Source organism: Desulfoluna sp. CLI2B, from assembly GCF_056847375.1.
The window spans coordinates 4,509,902-4,529,677 of record NZ_CP186557.1 but is presented as its reverse complement, the minus strand read 5'-3'; the positions used below and the strand labels follow the sequence as shown (position 1 = coordinate 4,529,677).

The window sequence follows — 19,776 nt, the reverse complement described above, 5'->3', positions numbered from 1 at the left end:
CGGATTCAAGACATGTCTGTGCTTCAGGCCTTGCCTGGAGAGCGTTTTCCCATCATCACATCAACCCATGGGACTTTGTATTTATTATGGACGATCACAAGGATACGGATATTGCCAAGGACGCCGTCGCCGAGTTTGCCAAAGAAGAGGCCGAACGGGAGCAACAGCAGCAGGAGAAAAAAAAGAAAAAAGACCGCCGCCTTTTCTATTATGCCCTCCTGGCCCTCAGCATCGTGGTTCTGGCCTTTCAGGTGCCCAGGATACTCTCCCTGCGTGAGGAGCATGCCAAACCCCTTCGTGTGGGCACGGCCGACACCGACATGCAGACAGACGCCTGCATCCACAACCTGTGGAAGGTGGTCCGGGATCTGCAGCTCGGGGAGACGGATGTCGGGGGCTTTACCTGTCCGCTCAGCGGAGTCCCCTATGAGGTGCATCAGGTGAAGGGCGGCTATGTTGTGGAGTGTCCCAATGCCCATCGTCACGGGTTCTCCCACGTTCGTATCAGCACCGCCAAACCCATACCGGAGCTTGTGCCATGACCCCTCAAACCACGCACAATGCCGGATTTTCGCTCCTGGAACTCATGGTGACGGTGGCCATCGTCGGGGTGTTGAGCTCCATCGCCATTCCGCGATACCTCAACTACAAGGAGAAGGTCTACGCCGCCAACTGTCTCCTGCTCAGAAGAGACATCGAGACCCAGACCCAGAGTTACTACTTCGAGCATGAGCTTCTTACGCCGCGTAATTGATCAACTCTCAACCAGTGCCCCCGGGGTGGCGTTTATACCTGGTCCAGCTCCTCCATCGAGGTGCCCGAGTACGGCCAGGTGCAGTGCTCGCTGCACCATACGTCGGCATCGCAGGTTCAGTCCGACATCCCCGCCGGGGAGAACCTTTTGGACAACTCGACCTTTGATTCGGTGAACAGGAACGTGAGGCGATGGGCCCCGGTGCCCACCGGAAGGATCAACGGATGGGAGTCCAACACAGGGGCCATTGAAATCTGGAGGGATGGGTTTTTGGGGTACAACTCCCCCAACGGGGGGCATATCGTGGAGCTGGACGGCGGCAGGGCAAGCGACACCATCTCCCAGAGCGTTGAGACCGAAGCGGGAAGGGTCTATGAAATCAAAATCACGGCCCGGGCCAGGCGCGCCAATTCATCGGATTTTTCCGTGGGGTGGGGGGGGGATGAGGTGGAGACCTTTACGCCGCCCACCAACGAGTGGAAAGAGTACACGGTTGAGGTGACGGGAACCGGCGACTCCATGGATCTGTCCCTGTCGGAGATCGCCGGGCAAAGCAACGGGCTGGGAACCCTCATAGACAAGGTCGAGGTCATTGCAACGGATACCTTCGAGTAGGGCGTTTTACCCCTTGGTGCTCTCCAGCCGTCGTTGAAGGAGCCTGTTGACCCTTGCGATGAACCGTTCGTAGTTGACGGGTTTGGTCATGTAATCGTCCGCGCCGACATTGAGCACCTCCACCTCGGATTTGAGGTCCTCGTTGGCCGTCAGCATGATCACGGGAATCATGCGGGTGGCAATCTCCTCTTTCAGCTTTTTGATGAGGGTGAACCCGTCCATTTCCGGCATGACATAATCTGTCACGATGAGGTCGGGCATGGCCTGATAGACAGATTTCAAGGCTTCTGCACCGTTGTAGCCTGGCCGCTCCCAGATGAGTACGATAGTTCTGGGTTTTAAGGAGGTGGGACATCATTTCCAGCTCTATTTCGTTGTCGTCCACCACCAGGACCGTGGGATGACCCACCACCGTTACATGGGATGTGGGGTCAAAGGCCGGAACCGACGTGACGGCATCAGGGGCGGGGGGGGCTACCGAGGCCGAGGCCGGGGCTGCGGTTTCTATATGTGGGGTGTCCGGGCCGGCCACCCGGAGAACCTCTCCTAAGGTGGTGAGGCCTTGCCGGGCCTTCATGACACCATCCATGAAAAACGGCTGGAACCCCTCCTTCATGGCCTGGGCCTTGATGGTGGCCGCCGACACGTCTTTTTTGATGAGGGACTGGATCGACGGGGTGATGCGCAGGATTTCGTAGATGCCGATCCGTCCCACATACCCTGAATACCGACATGCTTCGCATCCTTCCCCTTTGTAGTACCTGACATCGTTATCCCCGTTTTCCCCCGAAGGAATCTTTTCAAGCAGCTGGGCCGACAGGTTGTCCGTGGTTTTGCATTTATCACAGATGCGCCGGACCAGCCTCTGGCCGATGCATGCCACCACCGAGTCCGCCACCACAAAGGCATCCACTCCGAGGTCCAGGAGCCGGGTGACGGCCGAAGGCGAGTCGTTGGTGTGCAGGGTGGAAAGGACAAGGTGCCCGGTCTGTGCCGCCTGGCACGCGATGCCTGCGGTTTCTCCGTCCCGGATCTCTCCTACCATCACAATGTCCGGGTCCTGCCTCAGGATGGACCGCAGGGCCGCGGGAAAGGTGATGCCCGCCTTGGGGTTTATCTGGCCCTGGTTGATGCCCTCTACCTTATACTCCACAGGGTCCTCCACCGTGATGATGTTGACCTCCGGAGAGTTGAGGCGGTTCAGGCAGGCATACAGGGTGGTTGATTTTCCGCTGCCCGTGGGCCCGGTGACCAGGATAATGCCCTGGGGTAACTGAATGCTGCTTTCCAGATCTTTGTAGTGCGTCCCCTGGAGCCCCAAGTTTTCAAAGCTCATCTTGGCGGATTCCGGGTTGAGGATCCGTATGGTGATTTTTTCGCCGTAGGATGTGGGAAACGAGGAGACCCGCAAGTCATAGGCAACCCCTCCGTACTTTACCTGGGCGCGACCATCCTGGGGCTTGCGCCGGATGGAGATGTCCATGGAGGAGAACACCTTGATGCGTGAGACCAGGGCGGAGTGGATGAGCTTGTCGGTCTTGAGGATTTCACGCATGATCCCGTCGATGCGGTACCGGATGATAACCGACGCCTGTCGGGGTTCGATATGGATGTCACTGGCCTTGAGCTTCACGGCATCGGCCAGGATGCTGTTGGCAAATCGCACCACGGGCGGGTCTTCGGCGATGGAGGTCAGGGCACCCTTGTCCAGCTCTTTCTCATTGGCTTCGGTGGTCTTGATCACCTCAATCTGGACTTCGTTCTGAAGGGCTTCATCAAGGTGGAGCCCTTTTTTGGGGTAGTAGGTGTCAATGGCGGTGAGCACTTCGCTTTGGGGCGAGACCGCTATCTTGATGCGTTTCTGGGTCATGAAACGCAAATCGTCCAGAGCATAGAACTCCAGGGGGTTGGCCATGGTGACCACAAGCTCGTCGTTTTCCTCTTTGGTGGGCAGGAGCAGGTAGGTTTCGGCGATTTCCGCGGAGACCTGGGAGATCACCTCCGGCGCGATCTTTATATCGGGCAGGTGGAGGTAGGGGATATTCAACTGCTCGGACAGGGCCCGGGCAATCTGGATATCATCCACGATCCCCATGTCCATGAGGATCTGGCCGATTTTTTTGGGTGACGTGGCTTGGGCGTGCAAGGCTTTCTGAAGGTCCTTGGGTTCAATGACTCCGGCCTCGATGAGGATGTCCCCAAGTTTTTTGTGGCTGTGCGTATCGGCGAGCTTTTTAGGGGCGCTGTCGGGTTTTTTCATGTCTCCTCCTGGCAAAGGGGCACGCAAGCCGTCTTGGGCTCGGCGTTTCATGGCTCGGTCGGAACACTCAGGGAAGGGGCTGGGTTGAACACGGGGGTTATACACGAAAGGATGGTAATGTATGGATATACTTTCTCATACATGGCAAAAAAAGTACACAAGGCACCCTTTTGATGTTTACCGGAACAAAGGGAGCATGGCTATTGCGAAGGACGGTTTTTCCCCAGGGTCAATGGGGAACCTCGGGTTTTCGCCAGACGCTTTTTTTGGTGATGCCTGCTTCCGGTTCGAGGACGGCATTGAAATCAAAACCGGGAAACCGGGCCTCGATTTCGTCCCAGAGACGGGAGAACCCTTGGGCCTCGGTGGGCACGGAGCATCCCTTGCCGTCCCCCACGAAGACCAGCCAGTAGGGAGGGATGGGCGGGGCTTCCTGGGCGTTGATGAGAACGATTTCGTGGATCTCCTCCCAGGGAACCGCTTCCCGCTCCCGTCTTGGGTGCTCGCAGGAGAGCTCACTGGGGGTGATGGTTACCTGAAAGGGGGCTTCTTCCTCTTCATCGTCCTGGCCGGTGAGGGGGCCGTCCGGGGTGTAGATCAGGCGCAGGGCAACCAGGGCGGTGACGGTACAGACCAGCAGAACAACAAAGGCTGTAAGCATGGGGCCTCCTGATAAGGGATGAGGTCTCAATGACTCAGCAAAAAAGTGTCCGGGCTTTCCTTATGGTCTCACAGGCAGGAGAAAAAGTACATATGGAGTGGTGGCCAGGGCAGGGCCAATGCATTCAAAAATTCAGTTGCCTCCGGCGGGTCGCTTTTTGAAAAAAGCTCCGCAAAAACTTTTCGGTAAAATAAAAAATGAGAGGGGTTATGGGCGGTTGCGACGCGTCCATAAAAAGAAAGCCTGTTTGCCAAAATTTTTAAACGTTTTGCCCTGGTTGCCAGGGAAGTCACTCCATGTTCCAGGCCTGAAAGAGTCCTGCACCGAAGCCGGGGTGATTGCGTGCCTGGGTGAGGTAGCGTGTTGCCTCATCGTGGTTATCCGAAAGGGCCGAAACAGACGCTTGGGCAAGGGTTAAGAGCAGAAGAAGGTGGGTTTTGTGGACCTTTGGGGCCAGTTGGTGGGCCTGGGCCAGGTGGGTGGCTGCGGTTTTTCGGTCTGTGGCCCGGCAGGCGCAGAAGACCATGCCCAGGTGGGCGGAAAACCGGGAGAGATCCGTTTCCAGTACCGCTTCAAGGCAGGGGCGGGCCTTGGCCGGGGAGCCGGATGCCATGAGGATGAGCCCTTTTAGCGCCTGGGCCCTCTGGTACCTGGCCCGGGCAAAGCCCGAGGCCCTGGCGATGGTCAGGGCTTCTTCGGCAAGGGCTGAGGCCTGCTGCAGGTCTCCTTTCAAGAAAGCGATGAGTCCCAGCTCTTCGCAGGAGATCACCATGCCGATGGGGGCGTTGAGCTCTCGAAATGCGGTTGCGGCTTCCTTTAGGCAGGTCTCTGCGGTGTGCAGGTCCCCCAGGCACAGGGCTGCGGAGCCGATATTGCCCATGGCCCAGGCGGTTTTGATGCGGTCTCCCGTGCGGGTTGCCCATTGATGGCTTTCCCGGAATCGTTCCGTGGCCTCCTCGATCCTGCCCAGGGAGCGCAGGCACAGCCCGATGCGGAGGGATACCCAGAAGGCGTGCTCAATGCCGGGGTGGGCCGTAAGGCTCAGGCGAAAGAGCCGAAGGGCCCGTTCATGGTGTTTCCGGCGGTGGGCCAGGGCCCCAAGCAGCAGAAAGGCCCAGGCCTTGCCGCGGGTGTCTCCTGTTGAGACGGCCCACCTTAAGGTGCTGCGGGCGACCGTTTCCACCCGGCCCTCTTCCTCCCCGGGGCAGGGGGCGTTGCTTTGTGTTTTTGGGGGGAACCCTTGGGTCTGCATATCGAACCAGCACAAAAGGACCAGGCACAGTCGGGCATCCGTCGGGCTTGATGAGGCAGTCATCACGTACTCTTTGGCCGGGCGAAACAGGGCCTCCCCTTCGTGATACCGGGTGTGCATGTCGAAGTATGCATACAGGCCGGTGGCTGCCCGGCCTAGGGCGTCTAAGGCCCCTGTGGCTGCTGCGCGAAGCCATGCCTGGCGGATGTTGGCCATGTCCGCATCCATGGCACGTCTGCAGGCGGGCATGTTTCGGCTCGTCAGCTCTTTTTCGCGGCTCTGGACCAGGGCGAGGTAATACCCCATGTGGGCGTCTTCCATGGGATGGCCATGGCCGGGGTCTCCCTGGTGATCGTCGGTGTACTGCCTTAGGAGTGGGTGGATGCCGAACCGGCCGGTTTCCGGCTCGGCCCTGAGGATCGATTTTCTCACCAGGCTTGCCGTTGTCTCGGCAGCCGTCCCTTTTTTCATTCCCGTCACCTTTGCCACGGCGTCCAGGGTAAATCCGTCCCGGAATACCGTGAGCCTTTGCAGGGCCTTTTTTTCCTTTTCGGTCAACCGTTTCCAGGAGGAGTCAAACACGGCGCGCATGCTCCGGTGGCGCGGGGGCAGGTCCTGCATCTTTGCGTTCAGAAAATCCAGGTTGCCTCGGATTTCACCTGCAATGTCCCAAGGCGTCAGGGTGTCCATCCACCCGGCGGCCAGGATCAGGGCCAGGGGCATGCCTGCGGTCATGTCGCAGATCTCGGCAAGGGCAGGGTAATTCGAGGCCGTCAGCTCAGTGCCCGGGTTCACCATCCTGGCCGTTGTAAGGAAAAGGGCCAGGGCATCATAGGTCGTCTCCGCGTTTTTCAGGTCTTCAGGGGCCGGGGGCTGATCCGAGGGGTCGGGATGGGACAGGCCCGACAGGGGAAACAGGTGTTCACCCTTGAGCATCAGCCGGGTTCTGGAGGTGGCCAGGATGGTGAGATGGGGCGCTGCCTCCAGCAGCTCGGAAACCACCGGGGCTCCTTCGGGCAGGTGTTCGCAGTTGTCCAGAAGCAACAGAATCTCCCTTGTTCGAAGAAAACCTGTGATCTGTGCCATGGGGTGGGCTGTTTCGCCTTGGCTGAGCCCGAAGACCCTGATGAGTTCTCGCACCAGGGCTTCTTTGGCGTCAAGGTCTGCAAGGGAGATGAAAAAGACGCCGTGGGCAAAGCGGTTCGCCGCCACGGTGGCCACCTGGAGGGCCAACCGGGTTTTTCCCATGCCCCCCGGGCCGGTGAGGGTCAGCAGCCTTACTTCCGGGGAGGTGAGTCGTTCCACAAGGCCGGTGACCTCCCCTGTTCGCCCCACAAAGGCCGTGGCCTGGGCCGGCAGGTTGGATATTGGCAGGTTTGGCTTCTGTTTTTTGACGGGGTTTTGGTGGCTTCGGAGGGATTCCGCCAACGCCTCGGTCTCTTGATCCGGGTCGACGGCCAGTTCGGTGCGGAGCAGCGCCCTGCATGTCTCATACTGGCGCAGAGCGGCATCCCGCCGACCGGCCTGCTCAAAGAGCGCCATGAGTCGCCTGTGGGCATCTTCGTCCAGGGGATCCAGGGCCACCAGGCGTCTTGCAACCCCCAGAGCCTCTCCGTCTCTTCCCAGGGCTATGTATCTTTCGGACAGCTTTTTCATGATCTCGGCGGTCTCGCGGTTGAGGCCCTCGGCCTGCTCCAGCCGCCAGTGGTCGAAGTCGGGTGCGCCACTGAGGTGAAAGCCCGAGAGAAAAGAGTCCGTGTAGAGGGATAACGCCTCTTCCATGGCCGAAAGGTTCCCTTCTCGGCCCATGCCCAACAGGGTACGGAACCTCTCCACATCCACCTGGACCTGGTCGCTGGCAAGGGCACCGATGGTCTCCCGGTCCGCGGCCAGCCAGGACCTGCCCAGGGACTGTGTGATGTCCGACAGGGCGCGCCGAAGGGAGGCTCGCCCCTTGCCCTGCTCCTGGTCCGGCCACAGCAGGTCGGCCAGCTTTTCCCGGGTGTGGGCCGTGCCCGTGACGGCAAGGTAGATTGCCAGGGCAGCGGATTTGCGCCGGGGAATCCTTACGGGCTCTGTGTCCACCGTGAACCGGGGTGCCCCAAAACAGTGAATGTGCAACATCGTCATGGTCTTTTCTCCTGTGGAGAAGGTAGCTTAACGATCCGCGTTTCACAATTTTTTTCACGTCCATGCTTTGCTTTCCATGCCCAAACCCTTTCAGTCCGGCTCGCCCGAAAGGTGAGAAAATCAAACAGCAAACCCTCATTTACATTTTGCATGTTCAAAATAGCTGGCATTTTCGTTGTAGTGTTCTGAAATCATATAGCTTTCATCCTGGCTGTTTGTTTTGTCATGAAATATCCGGGTCAGGGACGTTTGGGGGACGGTGGCCTGCTACGGTGAAAGTAAACGGTTCAACACCACATCATCGTACACAGACATGTAAGGAGGGGAATCCGATGAGTGCCAACTGGATAGCACCTGCGCTTGTGACCCTGGTGTGCTGGGGATTGTGGGGATTTATCCCCAAGCTGACCACCCAGTACATCAGCCCCATGAGCGCCATGATCTACGAAACAATCGGGGCCGCCATCGTGGGGCTGGTTGTTCTCACCCTGGTGGATTTTCGGCCGGAGGTCCATGTGAAAGGGGTGTGCCTCGGCATCACCACCGGGATCATCGGCCTCACAGGAGCCCTGGGCTTTCTCTTTGCCGTGAAGTCCGGGAAGGTGGCTGTGGTGGCGATGTTTACCTCCATGTCCCCCATCATCACCGTGGCCCTGGGTTGCCTTGTGCTCAAAGAGCCCGTGACCCTCAAGGAAGGCCTGGGCATCCTGAGCGCCTTTGCGGCCATCTTTTTCTTTGCATCGTAACCATGGCCTGGCAACAGGGGCAGCCTTCTATGGTTAAAGTCTGGAGCAAAAGCAAGCCTCCGGCGGCCAGGTGGGGCACCTGGAAACCCTATGGCGAATGCATGGAGGTAGTACACATCCCGCAAACGGTTTCGGGGCATTCGCGTGATGGCTGACATGTGGCAACCGGTTTTGCAGGAGAGGCCCGTTTAACACACTTTGAAAGCAGGGTGCGGCTAAAAACCTGTTTGTTAAACTTTTTAAAAGTTTAGCCCCGGCAGGGCCGCCGGAGGCACCTTGACGGCTTAGGGAGGAGAAATGAAAAACAAGACGATACACAGCGCAGAATTCAAGGAGAGGCTTCGGGCGTTTATGGACGTCCTTGGTTTGAACGAAGAGCCCATGGGGCTTTTTTACACCGAAAGAAAACCTCCTGGCGCGGTGTCTCCCAAGGCGCAGGTACCGGTGAGTCGCCTGCCGGAAGAGTCAGACGGGGGCATCAACTGGCTGTCGTGTGCCCTGGGCACGGTGAGGCGGGCGCGCCGGAACAAGGCACCGGCCTGTTTTGACGAGACTCATTACGGGTGCCTGGGTGCCGCCTTTTACATGGGGTTCAAGCCTTATTACGAGCCCTTTGAGCCCGCCCTGATCTCCACGGGGATCCCAGGAGAGATGCAGGGCGAGTGCTATCTGGACTCCCCGGAAAAGGGAAAGGCCTTTTACGAGGAGATCAAGCCCCCTAAGGCCTCGGGACCAAATCTCGTGATTCAGCCTTTAGGCCTCTTTGAGGACGGAGATATGCCCGAGATCGTGATTCTGTTTCCCCAGCGCGAGGCCATGATCGCCTTAAACGCCTTGACCGTTTTCTTGACGGGAGACACGGAGGCCGTGCGGGTGCCCTTTGGCCAGGGGTGTTGCGGGATGATCACCTGGCCGCGGCGGTATCGTGGGGAGGGACGGCAGTGGGCCGTCATCGGAGGGTTTGACACCAACGGCCTGCGTTATCTGGGCAAAGGTGAGGTGACCTATGCCGTTCCCGTTGAGTTGTTTACGGCCATGGTGGACCGGTGGGAGGAGGGCATGCCGGGGACCCGGAGTTGGAGGCAGGTAAGGAGCTGACGGCCCGGGCGGGTCTGAGAAGGGAAATGAAAACGCAGGCGATTTGTGATAGGAACACCTCTCGATAAGACCTTCAAACGCCTGCAAGGAGTGATACCACATGGTAACAGTTGATTCACCGGACCTGTGCCCCGCCCTGGTTACCCATATTTTGGATGGGAACCCCCTTTCCCTTCTCCGACAGGATGAGCTGGACTGGGTGCCCTTAAAACCCCTGTGCGAGGGGTTGGGCCTGAGCTGGGCCGGGGAGCGGAGCCGCCTGAAGCACGATTCGAAGCTCTCCTGCCGTTTCCTTGCCATGGACGGCACGGACGGCAGGACCCGGGAGTTTCTTTGCCTGCCCCTGTATCAGCTTAGCGGCTGGCTGCTCTCCGTCAATGCCGACAAGGTGGCTGAAAGCGTCCGGGAGAAGGTGCGGGCCTTTCAGCAGGAGAGCCTGGAGGCGTTGTTCGGTTACTGGCACGGGTCTCAAGGGGGAGCAGAGCCCGTGGAGATCCCTGGGGCGGGTGATGAAAACATGGAAAGGGACATTGAGGATGCGGCGACAGGCCATGGTGATGGCCATGGGCCTCAGGAAAATCCCTTTGAAGAACCCTCTGCATCATCAGAGTCCGGAGAAGAGGCAGAATCCCTTGAAAGCCGTGTCACGAGCGTCATCGAGCAAGTCCTGGGGACCCTGGGGCGGCATTGATTTGATTTTATCGTAACTATTCAGATCAAAAAAGCCTCCGGCGGCCCTGCCGGGGGCCAAACTTTTAAAAAGTTTGATAAACAGGTCTCAAGTAATCATTCATAGGCTCCGCCGAAATAATTCCGATATTTTCGCACCCGTGCTTCGAAACGTTTTTTGCGGAGTTTTTTTTCAAAAAAGCGACCCGCCGGAGGCATTGGATTTGGGGTCGTCATTTTTTTTCTTCATTCTTTGGGAAGGGTCTCCTGAAGCTGGCGTGATTCCTCTTTGGTCAGCCAGCAGCGCGGATCCGAGCCCAGGTAGTCACCTGTGGCGTAGGCCGCACCCCGGCAGCCGCCGCATGCGAATTTGTACCTGCATTCACCGCACTGGCCGCTTAAAAAGGAGCGGGAGTAGCGGAAGGTGTTGAATTTTTCGTTTTCAAACCAGATCTCTTTAAGGGGGCGGGTCTGGATGCGGTCCACCACCACGGGGAAGTAAGGGCAGAACTGCACCACCCCCTGGGGGTTGATGTACATGAGGGAAAAGGCCACGGAGCACCCTGTGACGGCCACACCGTTAAAGAGCTCTTCATCGGACTCCACTTCGCTCAGGCGACCGGGGTTTACGAGGAGCTCCGGGAAGGGGTCGCTGAAGCCCACGGTGAGGCCCAGGTCATTTCCCTTTTCCCACACAAAGCGGCTGACGTCCCTGTGCTCCAGGGGATCGGAGACGGCCCCGGTGGCATTGCCCACGGGCACCACGTAGCGGAAGTTGAATGTGGTTACGCCGTGTTCCTTGATCATGACCAGAAGTTTTTCCACCTCCTCTTTGCCCTGGCCGAAGTAGGTCATGCGAATGGCAAGGGGGACCCCACGGGCGGTGAGAAGATCCACGGCCGAAAGGGTTCGTGCAAATGATCCCTTGCCCCTCACCGGATCGTGCACCTCCGCCGTTGACCCTTCCATACTGATATTGAATCCGTCCACATACCGGCACAACTCCTCTTCGTTGTTTTTTGTGATGAGGGTGGCGTTGGTGAGAAGCTCGATGGAGAGGCTGAGGTTTGTCTTGATGTGGTCCATCAGGGCAATGAGGTCGTCCCGCATGAGGGGCTCTCCACCGGCCATGGCCAGGGCAGCGCCCGGGGCCATCTGGTCTGCCTGGTTGAGCATGTCCACGGCCTCGTCAAAGGAGAGGTCCCTGTCGTTGCGATCCAGGTTGCTGGCTCGACAGTGGCGGCAATTGAGGTTGCATGACGAGGTGGTGTCCCACTGGAAAATTTTTGGCGGATGGGTCCAGTTTGCGTCCATGGCGGATCCTTTCAAGGAAGGCGGGTGGTTGGTATAAGGATTTGAGCTGCCCCGGGTGTTGCTGGTGATATCAAGGTACTACAGGGTTTTCATCAGGTCGCATCCGCCGCAGGGGCCCTCGGCCTGATTTTTTGGCGGGGTCACAACATCGCACCCGCCGCAGGGCCCTTCAGCTGTTTTTACAGGTGTTTTGATGACAAGGTCGCAGCCACCACACGGTCCTTCGGCCGGCATGATGGGAATATTATGATTCTCCGCTGCCAGTATCATGTTCTTCAGCTCCGAAAGGTTCAGAGCCTCGGCGTTTTCTATGATTTTCTTTGGCATCACATAGCCTCCCCATGTGTGTCATGGTTTACGGGTATGCGGGGCAGCTCAAAGAGGGCTCATGAAAAACGGATTTTTTAGTGATTGAACATTGCCTGTTTTGTAACGGTGGGGCGTGGCCGTTGAGGCGGAGAGCCGTTTGGGAAAGCATGGAAAGCCCGGCCGATGGAATCGGCCGTCACAACGCGTGATGCCGGATGAGGGCGCAGCGTAATCTCGTGTGTTATATATAAATATATCTTAATTTCAATGTACTATCAACGCAATGTTGGCTGCGAAGGTCCGGCTTTTCAACCGAGTCTTCCGGCAAACTGCCTGGCCAGGGCAATGAGGGTGAGAACCGGGGGCGTGCCCCCTGAGACAGGCATGATGCTGTTGTCGCAGATGTAGAGGTTCTCGACAGCTGTTTGCAGGTCGGGGCCCACCACCCGCCCCATGGCTGCGGTGCCCCCCGGGTGGCCGCCGATGCCCTTGGCCACCGCGATGGTGTCGGCCCGGACCCCTGCTTGCACCATGACCGCCTTTGCCGCCTCAATGCCTTTGGCCATGAGGGCCTCATCCTTGGGGGTGAAGGCCTTGTGAAAGGAGCCGTCGGCCCGGATTTCACCTGAGGGCTCGTCGCAAAGCTTGACGAACATGCCTGTCAGCTTTTTCATGCGGACGCCCCGGGGCCAGGAGGAGATATTTTTTGCGGCAAGCTGGGCCACAAAGGCGTTGACCGCCCCCACGTTGCCGAAGACAAACTCCCCTTTGCGGGATTCGTCGGCAAAGGTGTAGGTGATCTCCCGAAAGGTGCCCGGACCCTCCCTCATTTCGCCAAGGAGCACGGCCATGGGGTCCGTGAAAAAGTGGGTGCCGGCCCCCTTGATGCCGGACCGGTGGAGGATTTCAGGGGTCCCCATGCCCCCTGCCGCAAGGACGACCCGGCGGCTGAAGACCGCAAGGGGGCCTCGGTCGGTTTCGGCCGCAACCCCGTTGGCCGTGCCGTTGACATGGAGGATCTCCCGGACATCGCAACCCGTCACAAGGCGGGCCCCTGCATCCACCGCGTCGTTGACGTAAGATCGGGCGGTCCACTTGGCGCCCCGCTTGCATCCGAAAAGGCACCTGTCGCAATGGGGATCGCAGAGGTCGGAGTCGATGAACCGTGCCTGGGGCTTCATGGCATGGCCGAGCTCCCCAGCGGCTTCCACGAGCCTCCGGGTGCCCGGGTAGTGCTGGTAAAAATGGTCGGGAACGGGGCGGATGTTCAGCTCTTCTTTGATGTCGGCCACCTCGGTGGCCAGGTCGATGCCGAAGTCGCTTTTTAAAAACGACGGCGGATCGTAGGCATTGCCGGAGTAGATCATGGTGGAGCCCCCCGGGGTGATGCCCCGCCGCACCAGGATCCCCTGCCTGGACCTGCGGATGTCGTACATGGCCGCATAGGCCAGGGGGTTGCCCACGGACCAGTCCCGGGCCTTTCCCTTCTCCAGAAGGACAACGCTTTTTCCCTTTTTCGCAAGCTCCCGCGCCACCGTCGCTCCCCCCGGCCCGGTTCCGATCACCACCGTCTCGGTTTCCATGATGTGCATGCTTGGCTCCTGTTGTTTCTTGCATCAGGTATGGCGTTTTTACGCATTTTTTCCGTTTACCAGGTGATCCACCAGGCGTTTGCCGAAGGCGATGAGGGTAATGACCGTGGGGCGATCCAGGGCTTCGGGGAAGATACTGGCGTCGCAGACATAGAGGTTGTCCATGGCGGTCTGGAGGTTGGTGTCCACCACGCTGCCGATGCCGCAGGTGCCGCTGGGGTGAGCCCCCCGCACCGGGCTTGCCACGAGGGTCGAGGGGTGGCATCCCGAGGCCGTGAGGATCTCTGAGGCGATCTCTTTGCCCATGGCAAGTTTGTCGAAGTCGGCTTTGGTGAGCTCTTTGGAGACCTGGCCGAAGGCGTCCACCCAGCCTCCGGGGGTGTCCTTGATCTTAATGAGGATGCCCACCATGTGATGGTAGTGGCGGCCTTTGGGCAGGTGCCTGAGGCCGGTTTTTCCCAGGCTGATGAGGGTCATGAGTTTCGGGTCGATGAGGGTGCCCATGCGGACGCCGTGGCTGTCGCAGAACTCCCAGGTGTCCACGCTCACCAGGGGGTCGGTGTGGGAGCCTTCAAAGGGTGAGATGCCGTAGAGGAGTACGGTGGGATCGATGACGCATTGCCTGCCCGCACTTTGGATGCCCGCCTTGAGGAGAAGTCCCGGTGTGGGGATGCCCCCTGCGGCCAGGATGATTTTGTCTGCGTAGAACTCTTCGGTGTCCCGGCCCGCAAGGTGTACCCGCACGCCCGTGGCTTTTCCGCCCTTCACCAGAACCTCGGTGCACTCGGCCCGGGTTCGCAAGTGGGCGCCGTGGGTCACCGCATCCTTGATGTATTCCCGGGCCGTCCATTTGGCGCCGCAGGAGCAGCCCAGGGAGGTGCCCGCCCCGCACCGGCAACCGGATTCGATTTTGTCCCGGTCATACAGCTTGGGGGTGGGGGTCCAGTGGTACCCCAGGTGGTTGGCTGTCTCCATGATGCGGCGGGAGGCGTTTCCCAGAAGGGCTTCGGGAAGGGGGGCTGCCTTGAGTTCCGTCCAGGTCTGATCGGCGTAGGGGCCAAGGTCGATGTGGTAGCGCTCTTTGAGCCAGGGGGGCGGCATGGCTGCCGAGGCCGAGTAGACCGTGGTGGCCCCGCCCGTGGAGGAGGCCATGAGCATGGCAACACCCTCTTTGCTTTTGAAGAAACCGGCTTTTTCCACAATGCTCAAGGCCCCTGCGTAGGTGCCCAGGTTCCGGTGCTCCTTTCCCTTTTCAAGGATCGCCACTTTTTTTCCGGCCATGGCAAGGCCCCGGGCCACGGTGGCTCCGCCGGGGCCGGACCCCACCACGACGGCATCGTAGGTGTGCTGCATGGATATTCCTCCTGAGAGCATAACGGGTAACAGGGGTGCATTGCCGGTGAAGTGGCTCCGGCATATCACCAGAAAAATATCAGGGTATGACGTGGGACTCCCCGTGGGGCGGCGCCTTGCCGCAGGTGAGTAGCTCTGGGGAGACCATGGTGCGTGACAAAGACGCATCAGGCTGGGTGATGATAAGTGATGTCGACGATGTGAAGGGGCCCACCGAATCAGGGATGGCCCTTGCGGATGCCCGGTGGGTGGAACTCAGAAAGGTAGTGAAGTGGTTGTTGTTGATATCTTTACTTATACTACGTGAGTTGCGGGGCGGGTTCAACAGGTTTTTTGCAACGGTCCGGGTAACGGTCCCGTTGCCTCCGGCGGGTCGTATGCGCAGGGGCAATATGATTTCAAGATGGCTCACCTCGCCGCCGGAGACACTCTTTTTGTCGGTCACTTTAACCGTAAGCCACTGTTTACTTGAGGGGCAATGGCACGGTCTCCGCATTCTCGCCGTGGTGGGGCTCCCGGCTGGCCAGGGTGCCCAGGACCCCTGCTGCGGCGGCCAGGGAGAGGGAGCAGGCAATGGTGACGCCGGTCCAGCCCCAGTGGGCCCAAACCGGTCCCAGGACCATGGAGGAGAGGCTGCCGCCGCCGATGCACACGAGGATGTACAGGGAGGAGGCGCTGCCCAGGGCCGAGTCCGGGACGCTTGCGCCTATGAGGAGAAAGATCAGGGGCTGGCAGCAGTAGGCACCTGCAAAGAGCAGGAGCAGGCCCAGGGTGATGAGGGGCACGGACTGGGACCAGCCCATGAGCTGCAGGGCCACCAGGCAGATGCCAAGACCCGGCAGACTGATTCGGTACGGCCCTGCTTTCTGGGAGAGGCTGCCAGCAAAGGGGGCGATGAGGGCGGTGACCCCGGCCAGGCTGATCCAGCCCACCTCCCCTGCGGTGAAGAGAAAGGGCGGGGCCGTGAGACGGTAGGTGAGGAAGGTGACCATGCCGAGGAACCCGAAGAAGAGGAAGAATCCGGTGGCCAGAAGGGCCAGGGGCCGGGGACGGCACACGAGGCGAACGGCGTTGAGGTAGAGATCCCAAAGGGGATACCCCGGGAGTTTTTCCTTTTGGGCGGGCTCTAACAGCCGGGCATAGCCTGCCGCGGAAAGGATCAGGAGAAAAAGGGCGACGATGCGAAAGGCCACGCGCCAGCCCAGGTGGGCGGTGAGGAGTCCCACGGCCACGCGTCCGAAGACCGGGCACTCCCCAGGGGCGCAGGAGCACTGCGCCCACATAGAGGCCCCGCTTGTCCGGAGGGGCCAGCCGGGTCATGTGGGGGATCATGGAGGCCGGCACCAGGGCCGCGCTGAAGCCGATGAGCCCCATGGCTATGACAAAGGTGGCAAAGCCCGGAGTCGTTGAGGCAAAGAGGATGGCAGCCAAAAGGGCCCCAAGGCCGATGAGGGCCATTCTGGGCAGGTCAAAGCGGTCTGCCAGGGGGCCGATGACGAAGAAGGCCGCCGCATAGCACAGGGACGCCCCGCTGAAGGCAAACCGGGCCTTTGAGATGTCCATGTGAAAGGCCTGGGAAATCTCCAGGAAGATGGATTGGGTCATGAACACCGTGGCAACGGCGGTCATGACCATGAGGCAGGCGATACCGGCCTTTGTGCGTAAAGGTGTCCGGGGTGTGTCAGGCATGGTTTGTCTCTTCTGCGGCGAGCAGGGCGTCAAAGGTTGTGAGAAATCCCCGGAGGTCCTTCTCTTCGATAGTGAGGCTTGGGTCGATGCGCAGGGTGTTGGTGCCAGGCCTGCGGCCCACGACATAGCCCTCATCCAGGAGGCGGCGGTGGATTCTGTCGGTTACAGGGGCGCCGGGGAGATCCTCGATATCCATGGCGACCATGAGACCCCTGGCCCGGAAGGCCTGGAGACGGCGTTTTTTCCGCATGGCCAGTAACTCCTGGGTAAGGAGTGTCGAAAGCTCGGAACTTCGCCGGATGAGGTTGTCGTCATGGATGATGCGGATCACCTCACGTGCGATGGCGGCCCCCAGGGGGTCGTTCTGGTGGGATTGGGCATAGGGGACGGGGGTGGCGTTCAGCCGCTTCGTGACGGTGCCTGAAAAGGCGGCGACGCTGACCGGGTAGCCGTTTCCGATGCCCTTGCCCATGGCCACGATGTCCGGCGTCACATCGTAGTGCTGATAGCCGAACCAGCGGCCTGTGCGGCCGATGCCGGTGGTGACTTCGTTGACGATGAGCAGCCCATCGTTCTGGCGGACGGTTCGGGCAATACCGTTGATGAGCTTTTCCGGGGGAAAGCGGACAAACCCCGAGGAGCTGCCGGGTTCGAAGAGAAAGGCTCCGATGCGGCCAAAGGGAATTTTTTCCCATGTCGAGCACGTGCTGCCGCAGGGACCGGCATGGGGGCAGGTGTCGCATCCGGACCAGTCAAAGTGGGTCCAATGGTCCGTGCTCCGGGTACTGGCCGAGCCATAGGCGCCGAAGTAGGAGTCGGCCATGGTGAGAAAGAGGGGGCGCTCCGAAAGCTGCCTTGCCGTCCTGACCCCGTACTCCACGGCTTCGCTGCCCGAGCAGAGGAAGGTGCAGGCCCCGCCCTCAAATCCGTGGAGGGCAAGAATCTCTTCGGCGGCTGCTTCCACCACCCGGGTTGAATAGCTGAAGCCCGTGTGGGCAAGGCGAGCGGCCTGTTCGGCCATGATCCCGAGGATTCGCGGGTGGGCGTGTCCCACCGAGGTGCACCACACACCGGACTCCAGGTCTGTGTACCGTTTGCCGTTCTCGTCGAAGAGGCTGCAGTTTGTTGCGCTGGCGATGGTGCCCAGCTGCTTTTCATGGCCGGGGAACCAGATGACAGGGCCCATGGTTTTTTCCTCCATCGTTGGCCCGGATATTTCATGGGAAAACAACCAGTTAAAATAAAAATGCTATAATTTCAAATGGCTATAATGAAAATATCAGCTATTTTGAAAATTCAAAATGTAAATTAGCGTTTGCTGTTTGTTTTTCTCACCCATCTTCTGCGTTCTCAGAGCTTTGAGGTAAACCACTACATCTGCAGCTTTGATGCCTTGAATATGGGTGCACTCGACTCGTGAAATATCCGGGTTAGGTGTGAGCCTGTCACCATACTGCGGGACGCTTCGGGAGAAAAGACACAATTTCCGGGATTTGGTGTGGGCACAGTTTTGACGTGCAGGGCCAACCATGGGCACAGCAGGGCGGAGACGAGCCCCTAACGGGGCCCGTCATCGTTTTTTCTCTATTGGACCATGGCCGATTGGACCAGGGTTGCGATATGCACGGCTTTTTTTCCGGCCTCTGTTTTGCGGGAGGTGTAGTTCATGTTGAAGATGCAGAAGGGGCAGGTGGAGACCAGGGTGTCTGCCTCGGCCGTGCTCAGGACCTTGCCTGCGATCTTCATGGAGAGGGGGGCGTCAAGGGAGCGGACTCCGGCGCCGGAGCCGCAGCAAAGGGCCTGATCCCGGTTTTCGGGAAGCTCCGTGAGGGTGGCGCCGCAGGCGGCCAGAAGCTCTCGGGGGATGTCGTAGAGACCATATTTTCGACCCATTTTGCAGGCGTCGTGGACGGTGACGTTTTGGGTCTTCGGGGCCAGGGTGAGGCGGCCAGCGTCCAGGAGCTCTTTGATCACCTCGGCGATGTGCAGGACCTTGATGTCAAAACCCTCCAAAAGCCTCGGGTAGTAGCTGGAGAAGGCGCGGTGACAGCCCGCACAGGGCACGATGATGCGTTTGATCCCGGATTTCCTGAAGGTCTCGGCCATCTCCGTGAAGATAATTTTTGCCTCGTCCCATTTTCCTGCGTTGTACGGGTAGATGCCGCAGCAGTACTCATCCCGCAGGAGTTTTACGTTTTCTCCTGCGGCCAGGAGGATGGTCAGGGAGGCGGCGGCTGTTGCCTTGTCCATGTAAGAGGAGAGGCAGCCCACGTACAGGAGAGTGTCCCCTTCGGCGTCTTCGAATTGGACTTTATCCTTGAGGTGCTCGGGAACCCAGTCCAGGCGCTCTTCTGCGGGTTTGCCCACGGCGTTGCGGTTTTTAAGGAGGCCCGCGATCATTTTTTCGTGTTTGGCCAAGGGCCCGAATCCTTTTTTGACCATCATCACCTTTCCGTCGGCAATGGTCTGGGAGATGGGAATCTCCTGGGGGCACACCGTGTCGCACCGTCCGCATTCGGTGCAGTAATAAAGGGCCTTCACCTCGTCGGGCAGGGGCGCATAGCCTTTGAGGCTCCGGTTTATGACGGTGAGGCGTTCCATGGGGTTCATGGCAGGGCCGTCCGCGGTGTCGGAGGTGCAGCATACCTCCAGGCAGGCTTCGCACTGGATGCACTGGTTGGTGGAGTCAAGAAGGGCGGGGACATCGATGAGATCGAAGACGGACATGGCACAAACCTCCGGGTAAAATCAGTGATGGAGAAAGACGCGACGGCAAAGGTCATCATCAGGAATCTATCTTAGATTTCTATGCCCGGAACGGCGAGAAATGCAAACAAAAATTGATGGGGGGCCCGGGCGCGGCGAAATGAGGAGAGTTTGTCGGTTGGAGGTATTTTGCTTAAGGAAGGGGGCAGCCGATGTTCAGGAGATGGTTCATGGCCCCGGGGTCTTTCCCGAGCCATGTGAGGGCAGAGGCCCAGTCCCTGAACACGCCCACCTTGAAGGGGACGAACCCGTTGGTCAGCTGCTCGAACATGCGGCTGGTGCCGAAGGTGCGTTCCGCAGGGGCGACAATGGCGTTTTTGGTGGATTCTGCGGCTTGGGGGCGCGGGAGATTTTCGGAGTATCGTGCCATCTGGACGATCTCCTGCCGGGTAAAGTCTGTTGTCAGGTCCGTGATGTCGGTGAGGGTGTCGAACCCATGGGAGTAGTTTGGATCCCCACGCATGATGTCCAGTTGTTCGATGGTCTCCTCAGGGGTGGTCTCGCCCCGGTTCCAGATAAGAATCAGGGCGAGTTCGGGGCGAATGGTGTAGTCGAGCATGGTGTTCTC

General features: G+C 59.3%; 18 protein-coding genes and 2 pseudogenes. 6 read left to right on the top strand and 14 right to left on the bottom strand.

The window, feature by feature from the left end; translation table 11 throughout:
- Positions 1-44 precede the first annotated feature (44 nt).
- The 3 genes and pseudogenes from ACOYW2_RS21105 to ACOYW2_RS21095 all read left to right on the top strand — a co-directional run.
- Positions 45-542: pseudogene (locus tag ACOYW2_RS21105) on the top strand (nitroreductase family protein); the annotation flags it as partial.
- Positions 539-754, top strand: a complete 216-nt coding sequence (locus ACOYW2_RS21100) for a type IV pilin protein (protein ID WP_482419893.1) — start codon at positions 539-541, stop codon at positions 752-754. The pseudogene ACOYW2_RS21105 and the gene ACOYW2_RS21100, both read left to right, overlap by 4 nt.
- A 147-nt stretch (positions 755-901) precedes the next feature.
- On the top strand, positions 902-1,369 hold the full coding sequence (locus ACOYW2_RS21095) for a DUF642 domain-containing protein (protein ID WP_482767871.1): 468 nt from the start codon (positions 902-904) through the stop codon (positions 1,367-1,369).
- On the opposite strand, the gene ACOYW2_RS21090 is transcribed toward ACOYW2_RS21095, so the two are convergent.
- The 4 genes from ACOYW2_RS21090 to ACOYW2_RS21075 form a co-directional block, all read right to left on the bottom strand.
- Positions 1,344-3,629: a GspE/PulE family protein gene (locus ACOYW2_RS21090; RefSeq protein WP_482767870.1), complete on the bottom strand. Its 2,286-nt coding sequence runs from the start codon at positions 3,627-3,629 to the stop codon at positions 1,344-1,346. The two genes, ACOYW2_RS21095 and ACOYW2_RS21090, sit on opposite strands and share 26 nt — an antisense overlap.
- 229 nt (positions 3,630-3,858) lie before the next feature.
- The gene (locus ACOYW2_RS21085; protein ID WP_482417947.1) at positions 3,859-4,290 is read right to left on the bottom strand and encodes a hypothetical protein; all 432 of its coding nucleotides are present in this window, start codon (positions 4,288-4,290) and stop codon (positions 3,859-3,861) included.
- Positions 4,291-4,358: 68 nt separating this feature from the next.
- Positions 4,359-4,583, bottom strand: coding sequence for a hypothetical protein (locus tag ACOYW2_RS21080; protein WP_482767869.1), 225 nt, complete (start codon positions 4,581-4,583; stop codon positions 4,359-4,361).
- Entirely contained in the window at positions 4,580-7,672 is a 3,093-nt protein-coding gene (locus ACOYW2_RS21075; RefSeq protein WP_482767868.1) for an AfsR/SARP family transcriptional regulator, read from the bottom strand. Before ACOYW2_RS21075 ends, ACOYW2_RS21080 begins: the two co-directional genes overlap by 4 nt.
- 332 nt (positions 7,673-8,004) lie before the next feature.
- Here ACOYW2_RS21075 and ACOYW2_RS21070 point away from each other — a divergent pair, with 332 nt between their 5' ends.
- The 3 genes from ACOYW2_RS21070 to ACOYW2_RS21060 all read left to right on the top strand — a co-directional run bounded on the left by ACOYW2_RS21070 (position 8,005) and on the right by ACOYW2_RS21060 (position 10,207).
- Positions 8,005-8,418, top strand: coding sequence for an EamA family transporter (locus ACOYW2_RS21070; RefSeq protein WP_180142972.1), 414 nt, complete (start codon positions 8,005-8,007; stop codon positions 8,416-8,418).
- Between the two features lie 297 nt (positions 8,419-8,715).
- The gene (locus tag ACOYW2_RS21065) at positions 8,716-9,516 is read left to right on the top strand and encodes a DUF169 domain-containing protein (protein ID WP_482767867.1); all 801 of its coding nucleotides are present in this window, start codon (positions 8,716-8,718) and stop codon (positions 9,514-9,516) included.
- A gap of 100 nt (positions 9,517-9,616) precedes the next feature.
- Positions 9,617-10,207, top strand: a complete 591-nt coding sequence (locus tag ACOYW2_RS21060; RefSeq protein WP_482767866.1) for a phage antirepressor N-terminal domain-containing protein — start codon at positions 9,617-9,619, stop codon at positions 10,205-10,207.
- Between the two features lie 224 nt (positions 10,208-10,431).
- On the opposite strand, the gene ACOYW2_RS21055 is transcribed toward ACOYW2_RS21060, so the two are convergent.
- From ACOYW2_RS21055 to ACOYW2_RS21010, 10 genes and pseudogenes are all read right to left on the bottom strand, one after another.
- Positions 10,432-11,499, bottom strand: coding sequence for a radical SAM protein (locus ACOYW2_RS21055; protein ID WP_482767865.1), 1,068 nt, complete (start codon positions 11,497-11,499; stop codon positions 10,432-10,434).
- Between the two features lie 78 nt (positions 11,500-11,577).
- Entirely contained in the window at positions 11,578-11,826 is a 249-nt protein-coding gene (locus ACOYW2_RS21050) for a hypothetical protein (protein ID WP_482417940.1), read from the bottom strand.
- A gap of 290 nt (positions 11,827-12,116) precedes the next feature.
- Positions 12,117-13,400, bottom strand: a complete 1,284-nt coding sequence (locus ACOYW2_RS21045) for an FAD-dependent oxidoreductase (RefSeq protein WP_482767864.1) — start codon at positions 13,398-13,400, stop codon at positions 12,117-12,119.
- A 39-nt stretch (positions 13,401-13,439) separates the two neighbouring features.
- Positions 13,440-14,753 carry an FAD-dependent oxidoreductase gene (locus ACOYW2_RS21040; protein WP_482767863.1) on the bottom strand — a complete coding sequence of 438 codons (1,314 nt, stop codon included), beginning with the start codon at positions 14,751-14,753 and terminating at the stop codon, positions 13,440-13,442.
- Between the two features lie 79 nt (positions 14,754-14,832).
- On the bottom strand, positions 14,833-15,198 hold the full coding sequence (locus ACOYW2_RS21035) for a hypothetical protein (RefSeq protein ID WP_482767862.1): 366 nt from the start codon (positions 15,196-15,198) through the stop codon (positions 14,833-14,835).
- Between the two features lie 19 nt (positions 15,199-15,217).
- The gene (locus ACOYW2_RS21030) at positions 15,218-16,036 is read right to left on the bottom strand and encodes an MFS transporter (protein ID WP_482767861.1); all 819 of its coding nucleotides are present in this window, start codon (positions 16,034-16,036) and stop codon (positions 15,218-15,220) included.
- 46 nt (positions 16,037-16,082) lie between these two features.
- Positions 16,083-16,358: pseudogene (locus ACOYW2_RS21025) on the bottom strand (MFS transporter); the annotation flags it as partial.
- Between the two features lie 76 nt (positions 16,359-16,434).
- Positions 16,435-17,628, bottom strand: coding sequence for an aminotransferase class III-fold pyridoxal phosphate-dependent enzyme (locus ACOYW2_RS21020; protein ID WP_482767860.1), 1,194 nt, complete (start codon positions 17,626-17,628; stop codon positions 16,435-16,437).
- Positions 17,629-18,026: 398 nt separating this feature from the next.
- The gene (locus ACOYW2_RS21015; RefSeq protein WP_482767859.1) at positions 18,027-19,169 is read right to left on the bottom strand and encodes a (Fe-S)-binding protein; all 1,143 of its coding nucleotides are present in this window, start codon (positions 19,167-19,169) and stop codon (positions 18,027-18,029) included.
- 172 nt (positions 19,170-19,341) lie between these two features.
- A complete protein-coding gene (locus tag ACOYW2_RS21010) occupies positions 19,342-19,767 on the bottom strand; it encodes a hypothetical protein (RefSeq protein ID WP_482767858.1) in 426 nt (141 codons plus the stop codon).
- Between the last annotated feature and the right edge of the window lie 9 nt (positions 19,768-19,776).